The organism is Chryseobacterium sp. Leaf394, assembly GCF_001424105.1.
GTDB lineage: Bacteria > Bacteroidota > Bacteroidia > Flavobacteriales > Weeksellaceae > Chryseobacterium.
The window spans coordinates 317,542-332,559 of record NZ_LMQH01000004.1; the positions used below are offsets into that span (position 1 = coordinate 317,542).

Below are 15,018 nucleotides of genomic sequence, written 5' to 3' on the forward strand. Positions count from 1 at the left end.
ATCTGTTTCTATTAGTAAGACAATCTGAATTGGAAATATATTACACTTCAATGAAAAAAACTTCAAAAAAGTTTGAAGTTTTAATTTTTATTTGCTGTAAAACAAATTATTTTGAAACATTAAGATCTATTAAGTTTTTTAGAATTAATAAGTTGAGCTTCGCTTTAAGCCACATGCTTAATTAATATCTTCGGATATTTACTTAAAAAAACTTAACAACTAAAACATTTTAATAGTTCAAATTTCTCCTCAACATTTTTTAATAATTTTCAAAAATATGCTTAAAGATTGCCTTGTCATGCTCAGTTAAAGGCAATTTTCGTCTTGCCATTACTTTTTCAGCGACCTCATAAGCTTTGTCTAATTTAAACCGTTCATCATCTTTAAATCCGCCCCAGGAAAAATTTTCAATTAAATTTGGAGGGAAACCTTCTTTAAAAATGTTGGATGCCACGCCGATTACCGTTCCGGTATTCAATTGCGTATTAATTGCTGTTTTAGAATGATCTCCCATAATCACACCGGCAAACTGCAATCCTGTATCCTGAAAATCTTTGGTTCTGTAATTCCACAATTTTACATTTCCGTAATTATTTTTGAGATTGGATGAATTGGTATCTGCACCCAGATTACACCACTCGCCAATCACCGAATTTCCAACAAAACCATCATGACCTTTATTGGAATATCCGAAAATAATGATGTTGCTCACCTCACCACCCACTTTCGAATGCGGGCCAACCGTTGTAGCACCGTAAATTTTCGCGCCCAAATTGAATTTTGAACCTTCGCAAAGCGCAATCGGACCACGGAGATTACAACCTTCCATTACTTCTGCATTTTTTCCAATGTAAATCTTTCCGGTTTTGGTATTTATGGTTGAAAATTCAACTTCAGCACCTTCTTCAATAAATAAATCTTCTTTATTGCCTAAAAACCCATTTGTAGATGATAATTCCTGTGAAGTTTTTCCTTTAGTCAATAATTCAAAATCGAAATCGATGGCTTCTTTGTTAAAAGTAAAAAGGTCGGTTGGTTTTTTGAAGAAAATCAATTTTTCTTTGATATCGGTCATCTTTTCAATCTGATTCAGAGAAAATCCATTCATATTGATTTTTGCAGCAACAAGTTCATCTTCATAAACCAATGCTTCGCCTTGTTTTAGATCTTTAATCTGCTCAATTACTGTTTCCGTAGGCAAAAAATTGGGAACTAAAAACAGACTTTCTTTTTTCTCCGGCTCTCTGAATTTCTGCTGAAGATACATTTCTGTAAACCATGAAATTTCATTTGAGTCTAAAATTTTCTGCCATCTTTCGGAAAACGTAAGAATTCCGCAACGCATTTCTGCGACAGGACGGGTAAAAGTAAGCGGAAGAAAATCTTCCCAATATTGTGCATCGGAGAATACGAGTTGCATGCGGGTTTGGGTTTAAAATTTATGTTTCGGGTTCCGGGATTCGGGATTCGAATGTGACAAAAATACAAATCCTGGGATAAATTTTTGCCATGGAGATTTTAATTTTGAGTGATGCACACAAAAAAAGCCTCCCGAAAACCGGAAGACTTTAAAATATTGTAAATTCAAAAAATTACTTAGCGAATTTTTTGTATTTGTTCATGAACTTGTCAACTCTACCTGCAGTGTCAACCAATTTAGTTTTTCCTGTGTAGAAAGGGTGAGAAGTAGAAGAGATTTCCATTTTGATCAATGGGTACTCAGTTCCTTCATACTCGATTGTGTCTTTAGTGTCTGCAGTAGATTTGCATAAAAATACCTCGTCGTTACTCATATCTTTGAAAACAACAAGTCTATAATTTTCTGGGTGAATTCCGTTTTTCATAATAAATTTTTTAAAAAATTAAAGTTTTGCTTTCGAAATAGTAATGGTATTTCTTCTGCTAAATTTTAGGTTGCAAAAATACAATTTTTTTTAAAATATCCAAACACCTTGAACATTATTTTTCTGAAATAAGAAAATTGAAGTATTTTTCGTTAAATTTGGAACTCTTAAACCTGAATTTCAATGAAATTTAAAATCATTCTTCTAAGTTCCTTCTGGATACTTTTATTGGCCGTTTCCTGCAACAGAGACGAAATCTCTTTCGACACGCCGTCTCAGGAACTCAGCTTTAACCGTGATACAATATTTTGTGATACCGTTTATCATCAGGTAAGATCTGAAACGTACGCCGTAAAAGTGTATAACAACGAAGACAAAGATGTTCTGATCCCAAGAATTCATCTTGAAAAAGGAGGGGCTTCTTTATACAAGATCAATGTCGACGGTAAACCAGGTTTTGATTTTAAAGATGTTCCTTTAAGAAAAAAAGACAGTCTTTATATTTTTGTTGAAATAGCTCCTTCAGCTACCGGACCCGAAGCGATTGCTGAAGACAGAGTGCTTTTCACTAGTCCGGCCGGACAGCAACATGTGACCTTATTTTCAGTAGTTCAGGATGCTGAATTTTTTATTCAGACACCAACCAATCCTAATGTAATTGATGCCAATACCAACTGGACCAACTCTAAAGCTAAAATTATCTACGGAAATCTGACTTTGGATGACGGCATTGCACTGAATGTACAGTCGGGAACTAAAATTTATTTCCACAAAAACAGCGGAATGAAAATTTCCAATGGCGCTTCCCTGAATCTGAACGGAACCCAAACCGAGCAAATCATCATGCGTGGCGACCGAAACGACACCTATTACGACACGATCCCAAACAACTGGAACTCGGTAAAAATGGAAGCCGGATCAATTTTAAATATGAATCATACAAGACTTTTTGGAGGAATCAATGGTCTTGACATGAAGCAGGCAACTGCCAATATCAATAATTCTTTTATTCATAATTTTTTAGATAATGGGATTTACGCTGTTGCGTCGACGGTAAATGCAAGCAATCTGGTAATGAACAACTGTGGAGACGCCTGCGTTTCTATTTTTAAGGGTGGAAATCATTCTTATGTCCATTCTACAATTGCCAATTATTCAGATCTTTTGAGTTCCAGAAACCGAATAGGAATTTTCGCCACTAATGAATGGAAGAATGAAACCGGACAAATAGAACAGGGTGCCTTACAACAATTAAACATCTGGAATTCGATTGTTTACTCTGACCGGGATAATGCTGTGAATTTTGAGCAGACGCCTGGGCAGCAGTTCAACTTTCTGATCAGAAATTCACTTCTGAAATATTCAGGAACTTCCGAGGCCGGTTTTCCTTTTGACAATAACCCAACTTTTGTTGTTCAGAGTTTAAAAAACGAAGATCCTAAATTCATTAATTTCTTTGCTGCACAGATGAATCTCCGCGTAAAAGCTGATTCTCCGGCGAGAAATAAAGGCAATGCAGCCATCGCTGCTTCGGTTCCAACAGATATCGTCGGCGTTTCAAGAACTTCCAATATAACTTTGGGAGCCTATCAGTAAATTTGAGATTTGAGATTTGAGATTTGAGATTCGAGATTTGAGATTCGAAAATAAGTGATGAGCAATTATTAATGTAATTGACACAAGTTTGATCAAAACAATATTACGGATTTAACTCTTGGCTCTTTTAACTTTTGCCTTTGCTCTTTACTTGGCTCTTTTAACTTTAAACCTGGCTCTTTTTAACATGGAAATTACTACGCTTCAAACACAGGTGGACGAATGGATCAAAACCATTGGTGTCCGATATTTTAATGAACTGACCAACATGGCAATGCTTACCGAGGAAGTAGGCGAAGTTGCCAGAATTATTGCCAGAAGATATGGTGAGCAGAGCGAGAAGGAAAGCGATAAGACCAAAGATCTGGGCGAAGAATTAGCCGATGTTTTGTTTGTAACTTTATGTCTGGCCAATCAAACCGGTGTCAATCTGCAGGAAGCTTTTGACAAAAAAATGAAGATAAAAACTGATCGCGATAAAGACAGGCATCAGAATAATCAAAAATTGAAATAGAAACTCATGAAGTTCCGCTTTACTTACTTGCTACTTCTTCTTACATTTACCTTTTACAGCTCACAAATTTTTGTGCCTTATCGTCAAGGTGACAAATTTGGAATTTCTGATGAAAGCGGAAAACTGGTGGTTCCTTCACAGTTCGATAAAATCGCTGTTGGATATAATAACGATTTCACAGGAATTAAAATCAGCCCAAGTTTGAAAAAATCTTACATTCTAAAAGACAGAATCATTTTGAAAGACACCGATTTTGCCTATTTTGAAAATGAAGGAGATTTTGTAAAAGCTGTTAAAATAAAGGATAAAGAAGCCTATAATGGTTCGCACGGAAATCCGAATTATCTTTCAAAGTTTCTATACAATCTCAAAGGTGAACAGATTCTTGACCGGGCTTACAACAATATTATTGTAATTGATGAAAGCGCAACCAAAGGAAATGCTTTAAAAGAAACAGCACTTTTACTTTTGTACTCTTCCGAAAACCATTATGGATTATACCAAATCGATAAAAAGCAAAAGAAAATCATCAAAACTTTTTTTGAAAATTCTTATGACGTAGATACAGATTATGAGAAGTTTCCAAAATCTTTTGCCATAACGTACGATTCAGGCGGGATGAAAAAGAAACTGCTAATCGATTTTGAAAACGGAAAGATTAAATCATCAAAAACAGACGAATTAGGATATAGCAACGATAATGGTCGCAACGGTTACGGCCGCTCCGGTTATTCTTCGTACGAAGCCACAAAAATGCCGAATTTTGAGGTAGAAAAAAATCCCATACCAGAAAACTCAGAAGGAAAAATCATTCACGTAAGAGAATCTTTTGAGGATAAAACACCGGAAGAATTATCTTTTGAAACAAAGGACGCCTCTTATGATTACGCCTATATCAAAAAAGAGAAAAATAAATCCGGCTATTTTCTAACAAGCGAAAACAAGTATTTGATCATGCCAAAATATGATAAAATAATGATTGCGGACGGTCACGGAGTTTTTGCCAGCGGATTTATAGTTAAAAATTCAGAAAACTATCAATATCTGGTATTCATGAATAAAACTCAGGAATTTATAACACCTGAATCTAAAATGATTCCCTATTTTTTCCGGAGAGATTATGGAAAAAAAGGCTTCCAACTCTTCAAAATGTTTGATAAAGACAATAAATTTTTCTGCTACGCAGATCAAAACGGCAAATTATACTATTCAAAATGATTCTAAAAAAATCTTCACTTAAAAACAATACAACCATACAAATCAGCGGTTCGAAAAGTATTTCGAATCGTTTGTTGATTTTGGAAAGTCTGTTCGAAAACATAGAAATCAGTAATTTATCCAATTCTCAGGACACACAATTACTTCAAAAAGCTTTATCGGAAAACTCCGAAACAGTAGACATTCATCACGCAGGAACGGCAATGCGTTTTTTAACATCATTTTATTCAATTCAGGATGGGAAAACGACAGTTCTTACCGGTTCGGGAAGAATGAAAGAAAGACCAATCAAAAATTTGGTTACCGCTTTGCAAAATTTGGGGGTTGAAATCGAATATTTAGAAAATGAAGGTTTCCCGCCGTTGAAAATTACGGGAAGAAAAATTACTGAGAAGAAAGTTGATGTTCCGGCTAATATTTCAAGCCAGTTTATCACTTCTCTTCTGTTAATTGCGGGAAAACTGGAAAACGGTTTGGAAATCAATTTAGTAGGCGAAGTTACATCACGTTCATATATCGAGATGACACTCAATATATTAACCCATTTTGGAATTAAAAATAAATTTGAAGGAAATACAATCAAAGTTGAATCATTCATCAATTATCAACCATCAATCATTAATTATGAAGTGGAAAGCGACTGGAGTTCTGCGTCGTACTTCTACTCATTTGCTGCGATCGGAAGAGAAACAATTCATCTGAAAAGTTTTCACAAAGACTCTACTCAGGGAGATTCGGCGATTGCAGAGATTTATGAAAAGTTTTTGGGGATTAAAACGATCTTCACAGAAAAAGAACACCAATTGACTCTTCAGCCTGTTGAAAATTTCCAGTTTCCTGAAAAGATTGTTTTGGATATGAACAACTGTCCGGACATTGCGCAAACCCTTTGTGTAACGGCCGCAGCATTGAAAATCCCGTTTGAAATTTCAGGTTTGGGAACATTAAAAGTGAAAGAAACAGACCGACTTTTGGCTTTAAATATTGAATTAAAAAAACTGGGTTGCGAAACTGAGATTGGAGATTCAACTATCAAATCAATCAACTTCACAGAGCCTGAAGAAAACATTTCCATTAAAACCTATCAGGATCACAGGATGGCGATGAGTTTTGCACCGTTTTGCCTGATTAAGGAATTAAATATTGAAGATGAGGATGTTGTGGAAAAATCTTATCCGATGTTTTGGGAGGATTTAAACTTTTTTTTGAAATATTAATTTACTTTTCTCAGTTAACTTTTGAACCAATAGTCTTCAGCCGTAATCATCACTTTTAAAATGAAAATATTATTCAGACAAAGCATTAAAAAGAAATTTAACAAAATCAACAGAGGAAAAAGCACCCACCAAAGAATATCATCAACAGTTTATTCATAAATTTACCATTCTTATCAAATTAAACGGTTTGAGAATGAAATTACAAATTCACAAATCGTAATACAAATAAATATTTCAGTTTTAAATGTCACACCACAAAACAATCATCATCACCGGAACTTCCTCAGGAATAGGTTTCGTACTTGCAGAATATTTCGGAAAAAAAGGTCATCACATCTATGGACTGAGCCGAAAATTTACTGAAAATCAATATTTTAAATCAATCCCAACCGATATTACTGATAATGATGCCGTTCAGAATGCAATTGCCGAAGTTTTAAAAACCGAAAGCAAAATCGACGTGCTCATCAACAACGCCGGAATGGGAATGGTAGGTGCTGTGGAAGATTCTTCGAAGGAGGATATTTTAAAATTATTTAATCTGAATCTTGTGGGAGCAGTACAAATGATGACCGCCGTGATGCCGAAAATGCGTGAACATAAATTTGGCCAGATCATCAATGTTTCGAGTATTGGAAGCGAAATGGGATTGCCTTTCCGCGGATTTTATTCAGCTTCGAAATCGGCTTTGGATAAAGTTACAGAAGCGATGAGATATGAAGTTTATCCGTGGAATGTGAATGTCTGTTCACTACATCTAGGTGACATAAAAACCAACATTGCAGAAAACCGCGTCAAAACAAAAGTGACTGAACCTTACAAAAATGTTTTTGACAAAGTGTATGCTTTGATGAATTCCCACGTTGGCGACGGAACCGAGCCTCTGGAAGTTGCTGAGTACATCGACCAACTTTTAACTAAAAAGAAGTGGAAAGCTCATTATTATTTCGGTAAATTCGGCCAGAAAATCGGTGTTCCTCTGAAATGGATTCTGCCACAGGGAACGTATGAGAATCTGATGAAGAAATACAATAAATTGTAAGATTTGTAGTTTGAAGTTTGAGATTTGAAATTAGTTCTGAACATATTCTTTGTCCTGATCTGCGTTTTAGCACAAGCGCAGAAAAAACAGTATTTTCTGATTGACACTGAAACTAAGATCCGAAAAAAGGTAAAAGATTCTGCGACAGCGGTAAAATTTCTCGATTCACTGGCGCAGAGCAACTACTTTTTCACAGAACTGAAAGAGGTTAAAATCAAAGGTGACAGTACAGAAATTTTCTTTGACAAAGGCAAAAATTACAATATAACTTATGTTTCGCTTTCAGACTCCATCGTCAAAAAACTGAAAACTGAGAAAGAGTTTTTCACTAAAAATTTAGATTCTACAAAGAACAAAATTAACAAAGCTTATATTGATGACGGTTTTGCCTTCAGCCGTTTAAAATCTACAGTGAAAACCAAGAAAAACGGTTATCCAGTAGTGGAACTTGACATTAATAAAAACGATAAACGTACGGTTGACGGCTTTGTAATGAAAGGTTATACGAGAGTTCCGAAGCGTTTTGTGAAAAATTTAAACAAGGAGTTTAAAGGTAAAAATTACGATGACAAAAACCTTATCGCCATTAACAAACAGTTTCAGGGACATCCTTTTTTATCGCTTGAGAGGCAGCCGCAAACTTTATTTACAAAAGATTCCACGCAGATCTATCTTTTTTTGGAGAAGAAAAAAACAAATACTTTTGATGGAGTAATTGGTTTTGGAAATGACAAGACCGAGAAATTTACCTTAAACGGTACGCTTAACGTGAACTTTAAAAACATGTTCAACGGTTTTGAAACCATTAATCTTTATTGGCAGAGAAACCCCGATAAAGGCCAGAATTTCGATCTCCAGACTGATATACCGTATCTGTTTAATTCCAATGTGGGAATGAACATGAAGGTGAATATTTTCCGCCAGGATTCTACGTTTGCCAATGTGAAAGCTTTACCTGCATTTTATTATCATATCAACAATCGCCAGAAAATCGGTTTAAGGGGAACATTTGAAAATTCAACCATTCTGGACAGCCTTTATGTGCAGGGAAAAGACTACAACAAAAAAGGTCTGGGAATTTATTTTGAAATGACTGAGCCGAGCGACATCGACCTTTTTCTGTACAAGAGCAGGATAAATTTCGGCTACGATTATCTTACGACAACTTATACCAGAGAGAATATAAAATCACCACAAAATCAGTTTTACTTTTTTGGTGAATACAATTATCATATCAACGGAAACCACTTCCTCAACATCAAAGGAGAAGGCGCTATGCTCGACTCCAAGGTTGACTTCACAGCCAATGAACTCTACCGTTTCGGTGGATGGAACTCATTACGGGGCTTTAACGAGAACTCGCTGACGGCAGATTTCTTTTACTACGGTGGTCTGGAATACCGCTATCTCATCGGCAATCAGGCATTTTTTGATGTTTTCGGTCAGTACGGTCAGCTCAATAATAAATCTCTGGCTGTAAAACCAAAACTGTACAGTGTTGGCCTTGGTTTCAACTTCTTCATCCCTATCGGATTGATGAGTTTTCAGCTTTCAAATGGTAATGAATTCGGCAATCCGTTCAAATTTAATGACATTAAAATTCACTGGGGAATATTAAGCAGATTCTAAAATTATTCTCAATTTAGAGTTATTATAAATTACTAATTCCCAAACATAATTCTTTATATTTACCGATTCATCAATTTATTAAAAATCATTCTTAAAATTAATTGATTTAAAAATTATTAAATATAATATTTATATAAACACAAACCTGTGATTAAAATTATTTTTAAACAAAATAACAAATACAACTAACTTACTGATTATGAAACAATAAGAATGATAAAAATCAAGTGAAAAAACTCATTCAGGTTTGAATTTTTTATAGTTTTGCAAAAAAAACAATTTAAATTCGGAAACATGAAGAATATTACCTTACCTGTTTTATCATTAGCATTTATTGCTTTATCTGTTACTGCCAATGCACAGGTTGATACAAAAACCGACAGCCATACCATCGGAATTGGAATCCCTGAAGTGGCGTTGCTTGATATTGAACCTTCGGCAACCAAAAACATTACGATGGGATTTGAAGCTCCTACAGAAGCGGGTTTACCAATCACGCCACCGGCAGACAATACAAGTCTCTGGCTTAACTACTCTTCCATTAAAGCAGCTACAGCTCCGGATAACGTGAGAGCGGTTTCTGTGAAATTAAATGCACTTATTCCCGGAGTTGATATCAAAGTTACTGCTGCTGCAAAGGCAGGAGTTGGTTCCGGAACATTTGGAATTCCTTCTGCTCAGCTGACACTTACTGCCGCAGATCAGAATATTCTTACCGGTATTGGAAGTGCATTTACTGGAAATGGTGCAACCAACGGTCATAATCTTACATACAATGTAAATTATGGAAATGCTGTAGGTTCTACAGCGAATTATGCAGACTTAGTGGCAAGCACTGCGACTGCGACTGTAACGTATACGATTTCTGACAACTAAAAAATCTGATATGAAGGAGAAACTTTCCATGTTTCTCCTTTTTATTAACTCCTAAAACTTTTAGAAATGATAAAACAGTTTCTTGTATTTATCTTTTTTGCCGTGAGTTTACAATGTGCGAAAGCTGGCATCGTGGTTCTCAATGGACTTACCCACAGTTATAAAGTCGAAAAAGGACAGGTTTACAAAGGCAGTATTGAAATTGAAAACACCGGATCGGCACCTCAGGATGTTAAAGTATTTTTTCAGGATCTAAGCTACAATGCTGATGGGAATATATTTTATACTGCTCCGGCTACTGTAAAAAGATCTAATTCATCATGGGTAAAAATCAATACCAATCTTTTAACTCTGAAAGGTAAAGAAAAAACAACCATCAGATACGAAATTGCAGTTCCAAAAAATTTATCTGAATCCGGAAGCTACTGGAGTGCCATTATGGTAGAACCTGTTGATAAAATCAATCCTCTGGATAACAGACCCGGCGTAAATATCAGCTCAATTGTAAGATACGCCATACAGATCATTACCGATTTCGATTCTGAAAACGCAAAGCCTGAACTGAAATTCGAAAGTGTAAAAATTGAAAGTGAAGGCGCTTTGAAAACCCTGAAAATTGCTGTCGCCAACAACGGAAATCTGTTTTGTAAACCAAAAGTCACGGCCGAAATTTATGACAGGAATGGTGTCAAAGTGGGTGATTTTACAAGCATGGTGATGGGACTTCTTCCCGGAACTTCCAAAATGTTTCCTATTGATATCAGCAAAATAAATCCCGGCAATTACTCCGCCGTAATTCTGGCCACTGACGAAGACGAAAATGCTTTCGCCCTCAATGTCAGCCTCGAAGTAAAGAATGATTAAAAATTGCTTTCTATATATTTTAATTTTATTCCCTGTAATTTTCCTTTCACAGAATATTGAGAAAGTAGATATCTATGAAGATCAAATTTTACAGCCGGGAACTACTACTTCTGTATCATTTAAAATAGAAAACCCATCTGCTCAGCCAAAGACCTTCGAGCTCAGGGTGGAAACTTCCAATGAAAGTATAAAACCCATTCTGAGCAAAAATGAAATCACCGTTCTGCCGTGGCAAAGCTACATCCATATTGTACCTGTCAGAATTTCATCTGATACTCCGAAAGGTTCTTGTTTAATTTACTTACATATTAAAGACATCTCCACGGGGGAACAAATCACAAAGAAAACTGCACTCGAAATTTCCGGAAAAAGAAATTTGACACTGACGAAAGGAGATTTTCCCGAATATGTGAAAGCCGGAGAAACAATTAAGGCTACTGTCATTGCTAAAAACAACGGTAATATGACTGAAAAACTATTTCTTTCCACCGAAAAAAGCAGTTTTATAGAAGGAGATTCCGTGATTATCCTTCACCCCGGTGAGAGCAGAACTATTGGCTTAACCCAATATACAAATCCGGATGTGGGAACTGTAGCCTATCAGAATATTTATCTGAATGCAACTACAGAAAATACTCCCGTCGAAAAAACAACGGCGTACAATAATGTAAAAATAATTCCGGTAAAACCTACGGATGAAGATATTTATCACAGGCTTCCTGTCGTTGCTTCTGTGAACTATATCGGGCAAAGCAACAGAGGAGATTACAGAGATGGATTTCAGGGAGAGCTGTCTGGAATTGGCAGTTTAAGTAAAGATAATTCAGACGTCATACAGTTTCACGCGATCACAAAAAATCCGGTAGAATTTAATGCTTTCACACCTTATGAAGAATATTTTGTGAACTATAAAAACAAAAATTTTTCAGCACATTTGGGAGACAAAGGTTATTCTTCATCTTTGCTGACCGAATTTGCGAGATATGGCAGAGGTGCCGAACTGAATTACAGATTCAAAAAGATTTCTGTTGGTGGATTTTACAATCATCCAAGATTTTTCAGAGACATTAAAGACGAGTATAATGTGTACTCTACCTATCATATCAATAATGAAAGCGATGTGAAGGCCGGATATTTATACAAAATTCCCCGCACACAGAGAGAAGGCCTGAATACTCACCTTCCCTACATCACGGGGAAAACTAAAATATTAAAGTTAATAGATGCACAGGGAGAATTGGCTTACAGTAAAAATAATTTTACAGACGGTTTTGCCTACATGGCACAGTTACAGGGAAATTTTAATAAAATTACAGCAGGATTGATTTACTTAAAGGCATCTTCAGATTTCTCCGGGTACTTTACCAATACCAATTCTATGACGGCAAATCTTCAATATCGCGTATTAGAAAGACTTACCATAGTAGGAAACTACAAGCAGGACGCCACCAACTTCAAAAGAGATACCTTATTTGGAGTCGCTCCCTATCAGAAATATCTTCAGGCAGGACTGGAATTTAAATATGCCCAAAAAGGTAAATTAATGCTTTTGGGAGGTTTTCAAAGATACCAGGACCGTCTGGAAATAAGAAGGTTTGATTATAATGAATCTTTTATCAGAGCCAGTATCAACCAGCAAATTGGAATTTTCAATATCGGTACAGAAGCTCAGCTGGGAACGACCGAGAATTATTTAAATGGAATATCTGGTCAGTCCAGACTTTATTCCGTCAATTTAGGTTTTGAAAAATTCAAAACTTCATTCAGTCTCTATGGAAGCTATGCTGAAAACTCACGCTATCTTAATCAAAATCAAAAGCAGATTTACTATGGCGCAAGAATAATCAGCCGTTTTTCTTCAACAGACTTTTTAAGCATATTCTATCAAAACAATTATATCCCCGAAGATTTTTTCACAGACCGGAATCTTTTTGAAGCCGTTTATCATCAGCAGATATTCAGAAATCATTTTATTGATCTCTCGGGTCGCTATACATTACAGCGGGGGCAGACGGGCAACAGAGATTTTATTGTTTCATTAAAATATTCTGTCAACATCAATGCACCGGTTAAAAAGATTGCAGAGTACGTCACACTGTCCGGAAACATATCAAATTTAGGTATTGAAAAGGTAGAAGGTATAAGATTATTTATGGGAAACTACATTTCCATAAGTGATAAAGACGGTAATTACATTTTTAAAAATGTTGCACCTAAAGATTACACCATCGAAATCGACAGGTCTACTTTAGGGTTAAATAATATTACTGATATCCGTATGCCTGCAGAAGTAAATCTCACTGACAAAGAGAATATTCTCAACTTTGGAATAACAAATGCAGCATTAATTCAGGGTGATGTCATACTTCATCAGGAAGAAAAAGAAAACAGCGTACGTTTTGCGCAACTGAGCACAGCGAGAGAAAAAAAGAAACAGGAAAGTGTTATTGTTGAGGCTTCACAGGGAGATCAGATTTTCAGAAAAATCGTATCAGTTAACGACAAATTTGATTTTACCTACCTCCGTCCCGGAGACTGGACTGTAAAAATCTACCGCGACGGAATGGACAAAAGATATAAAATAGCGACAGACAAATTTGAATTTACCCTAAGATCTGGTGAGAAGAAAAATATAGCTGTAAATATCACCAGACAGCAAAAGGAAATCAGGTACCAGCAAGAGCCCGTCAAAGTGAGTTATAACGGTAGTAAAACAGGAAAATGAAGCGTGGTTTAAAAATAATAATTTTCATCATGTTGAATTTAAGTTATGGCTTATCTGCACAAAGCCGGGCTGTAAACATAACTTTACCCACAGTAGCACTGCTGGATGTAGAGCCGCACGGAGTTAATATCAATCTGAATTTCACAGCTCCTACAGAAGCAGGGAATCCTGTCAGTGCGCCCACGCCCAATACATCAAAATGGCTCAATTACACATCGGCAGTCACTGCAGCAGGTACCGCAAGAACTGTAACCGCATTTGTAAGCCAGACAATTCCGGGGATAAATATCAGATTATCGGTAGCCAACGCTTCCGGAACAGGTGGCGGAGTCTTAGGAACCTCTAGTGCACTCACAGCAGTAACACTCACTACCAGTCCCATTATAATCATTTCAGGAATAAGAGGTGCTTTCACAGGAAACGGAACCAGCAACGGTCATCAGTTAACGCTCACTGCAGCCACCGGAAATTATGCCAATATCACCGCAGGCAGTACATCGGTATTGGTAACGTACACGATCAGTGATTAAAAATGAAATTATGTCTGAACTAAAATATTTTTTCTGCAAAAAATTAATCATACTATCTATGGTTGCTACGGCATCCACCATGGCTGCCCAAGCAATCACCGTGGGCGGAAGTGACTGGACGGCTCCGGTTACTGCAATCACTGAAGCCGGTAACAATTATGTAGGCAGTACGGAAAGCATTAATCCCGCACAGATTACTATTACAGGAACTATTCCAATAGGTCTTCTTTCAAACGCCGTACGGATTTCCGTCAGCCAAAACAACGTAAACTGGAACAGTAATCTGGCACTCGCAGTCCGCAGAACGGGGAACGGTTCACCATGCAACAACTGCGTGATAGAAGGCAATACATTAAACGAATATACAACAGTCAATCAGGCGGCATCAACAAGTTTTATGATTCTCAGAATCTATGGTCTTTTAGCAGGAGGCACCTATTCAAATATTCCTGTCCAGGTAAGGCTTTCAGGCATATCCGTCACAGTACCTTCAGCAGCTTATCAGGCAAACATCGTTTTTACAATCAGCGCACTCTAACACTCAGATAAAATATTTTCTGTAGGGCAAACACCTGCCAGAAAGAAATCCTTAATTTTCAGGAGCTTTTTCCTGCTATCCGCTGTATCTTTTTTGTCGCCGGCTCTTTATAAAAATTTAGAANGCTATCAGGGCTATGGGATTTTGTATGCCGGAAAAGCGTATCTAAAACAAACTTATAGCCAGAATAATTGGTAATGAGTAATTAGTAATCAGTAATGAGCAATAGGTAATAATTGATAAATTATGATTGATAAATGATGATTTATACTTGAGTAAGCCTGATCAGCATTTTTTGCCTTTATACCAGACCGGTATATGATATTGGCTTATCATAATTGCCTGAACCTATAAGCCGCATCCCTCAAATCCCACCTTAACCTTAACCTTAACCTTAACCTTAACCTTAACCTTAACCTTAACCT

Annotated in this window: 13 protein-coding genes; 11 read left to right on the forward strand and 2 right to left on the reverse strand. The window is 36.4% G+C overall.

The annotated features are described in order from the left end of the window. Positions 1–259 precede the first annotated feature (259 nt). Positions 260–1,420, reverse strand: coding sequence for a GlmU family protein (locus ASG21_RS02180; protein WP_056075182.1), 1,161 nt, complete (start codon positions 1,418–1,420; stop codon positions 260–262). A gap of 172 nt (positions 1,421–1,592) precedes the next feature. Beyond that, entirely contained in the window at positions 1,593–1,844 is a 252-nt protein-coding gene (locus ASG21_RS02185) for a type B 50S ribosomal protein L31 (protein ID WP_056075185.1), read from the reverse strand. 183 nt (positions 1,845–2,027) lie between these two features. Between ASG21_RS02185 and ASG21_RS02190 the strand changes: the two genes are divergently transcribed. From ASG21_RS02190 to ASG21_RS02240, 11 genes are all read left to right on the forward strand, one after another. Then, on the forward strand, positions 2,028–3,440 hold the full coding sequence (locus ASG21_RS02190) for a hypothetical protein (RefSeq protein ID WP_056075188.1): 1,413 nt from the start codon (positions 2,028–2,030) through the stop codon (positions 3,438–3,440). A 187-nt stretch (positions 3,441–3,627) separates the two neighbouring features. After that, positions 3,628–3,954, forward strand: coding sequence for a nucleotide pyrophosphohydrolase (locus tag ASG21_RS02195; RefSeq protein ID WP_056075266.1), 327 nt, complete (start codon positions 3,628–3,630; stop codon positions 3,952–3,954). A gap of 6 nt (positions 3,955–3,960) precedes the next feature. After that, complete coding sequence (locus tag ASG21_RS02200; protein WP_128414191.1) at positions 3,961–5,172, forward strand: hypothetical protein; 1,212 nt, start codon at positions 3,961–3,963, stop codon at positions 5,170–5,172. Next, complete coding sequence (locus ASG21_RS02205) at positions 5,169–6,389, forward strand: 3-phosphoshikimate 1-carboxyvinyltransferase (protein WP_056075193.1); 1,221 nt, start codon at positions 5,169–5,171, stop codon at positions 6,387–6,389. Before ASG21_RS02200 ends, ASG21_RS02205 begins: the two co-directional genes overlap by 4 nt. A gap of 244 nt (positions 6,390–6,633) precedes the next feature. After that, positions 6,634–7,431 carry an SDR family oxidoreductase gene (locus ASG21_RS02210; protein WP_056075196.1) on the forward strand — a complete coding sequence of 266 codons (798 nt, stop codon included), beginning with the start codon at positions 6,634–6,636 and terminating at the stop codon, positions 7,429–7,431. 24 nt (positions 7,432–7,455) lie between these two features. Beyond that, complete coding sequence (locus ASG21_RS02215) at positions 7,456–9,060, forward strand: hypothetical protein (RefSeq protein ID WP_056075199.1); 1,605 nt, start codon at positions 7,456–7,458, stop codon at positions 9,058–9,060. A gap of 294 nt (positions 9,061–9,354) precedes the next feature. Beyond that, on the forward strand, positions 9,355–9,936 hold the full coding sequence (locus ASG21_RS02220; RefSeq protein ID WP_056075202.1) for a hypothetical protein: 582 nt from the start codon (positions 9,355–9,357) through the stop codon (positions 9,934–9,936). Between the two features lie 66 nt (positions 9,937–10,002). Then, positions 10,003–10,800 (forward strand): DUF3324 domain-containing protein, encoded by a 798-nt coding sequence (locus tag ASG21_RS02225; protein WP_056075205.1) that lies wholly within the window; start codon positions 10,003–10,005, stop codon positions 10,798–10,800. Continuing rightward, positions 10,793–13,525 carry a hypothetical protein gene (locus ASG21_RS02230; protein WP_056075208.1) on the forward strand — a complete coding sequence of 911 codons (2,733 nt, stop codon included), beginning with the start codon at positions 10,793–10,795 and terminating at the stop codon, positions 13,523–13,525. The genes ASG21_RS02225 and ASG21_RS02230 overlap by 8 nt, the downstream gene beginning before the upstream one ends. After that, a complete protein-coding gene (locus ASG21_RS02235; RefSeq protein ID WP_056075211.1) occupies positions 13,522–14,055 on the forward strand; it encodes a hypothetical protein in 534 nt (177 codons plus the stop codon). The genes ASG21_RS02230 and ASG21_RS02235 overlap by 4 nt, the downstream gene beginning before the upstream one ends. A 10-nt stretch (positions 14,056–14,065) precedes the next feature. Further along, positions 14,066–14,593, forward strand: coding sequence for a hypothetical protein (locus tag ASG21_RS02240; protein ID WP_128414192.1), 528 nt, complete (start codon positions 14,066–14,068; stop codon positions 14,591–14,593). The last annotated feature ends 425 nt before the right edge of the window (positions 14,594–15,018 follow it).

Coding starts and splice junctions, on each gene's coding strand:
- ASG21_RS02180 (WP_056075182.1), bottom strand. CDS start 1,420: ATGCAACTCGTATTCTCCGATGCACAATATTGGGAAGATTTTCTTCCG.
- ASG21_RS02185 (WP_056075185.1), bottom strand. CDS start 1,844: ATGAAAAACGGAATTCACCCAGAAAATTATAGACTTGTTGTTTTCAAA.
- ASG21_RS02190 (WP_056075188.1), top strand. CDS start 2,028: ATGAAATTTAAAATCATTCTTCTAAGTTCCTTCTGGATACTTTTATTG.
- ASG21_RS02195 (WP_056075266.1), top strand. CDS start 3,628: ATGGAAATTACTACGCTTCAAACACAGGTGGACGAATGGATCAAAACC.
- ASG21_RS02200 (WP_128414191.1), top strand. CDS start 3,961: ATGAAGTTCCGCTTTACTTACTTGCTACTTCTTCTTACATTTACCTTT.
- ASG21_RS02205 (WP_056075193.1), top strand. CDS start 5,169: ATGATTCTAAAAAAATCTTCACTTAAAAACAATACAACCATACAAATC.
- ASG21_RS02210 (WP_056075196.1), top strand. CDS start 6,634: ATGTCACACCACAAAACAATCATCATCACCGGAACTTCCTCAGGAATA.
- ASG21_RS02220 (WP_056075202.1), top strand. CDS start 9,355: ATGAAGAATATTACCTTACCTGTTTTATCATTAGCATTTATTGCTTTA.
- ASG21_RS02225 (WP_056075205.1), top strand. CDS start 10,003: ATGATAAAACAGTTTCTTGTATTTATCTTTTTTGCCGTGAGTTTACAA.
- ASG21_RS02230 (WP_056075208.1), top strand. CDS start 10,793: ATGATTAAAAATTGCTTTCTATATATTTTAATTTTATTCCCTGTAATT.
- ASG21_RS02235 (WP_056075211.1), top strand. CDS start 13,522: ATGAAGCGTGGTTTAAAAATAATAATTTTCATCATGTTGAATTTAAGT.
- ASG21_RS02240 (WP_128414192.1), top strand. CDS start 14,066: ATGTCTGAACTAAAATATTTTTTCTGCAAAAAATTAATCATACTATCT.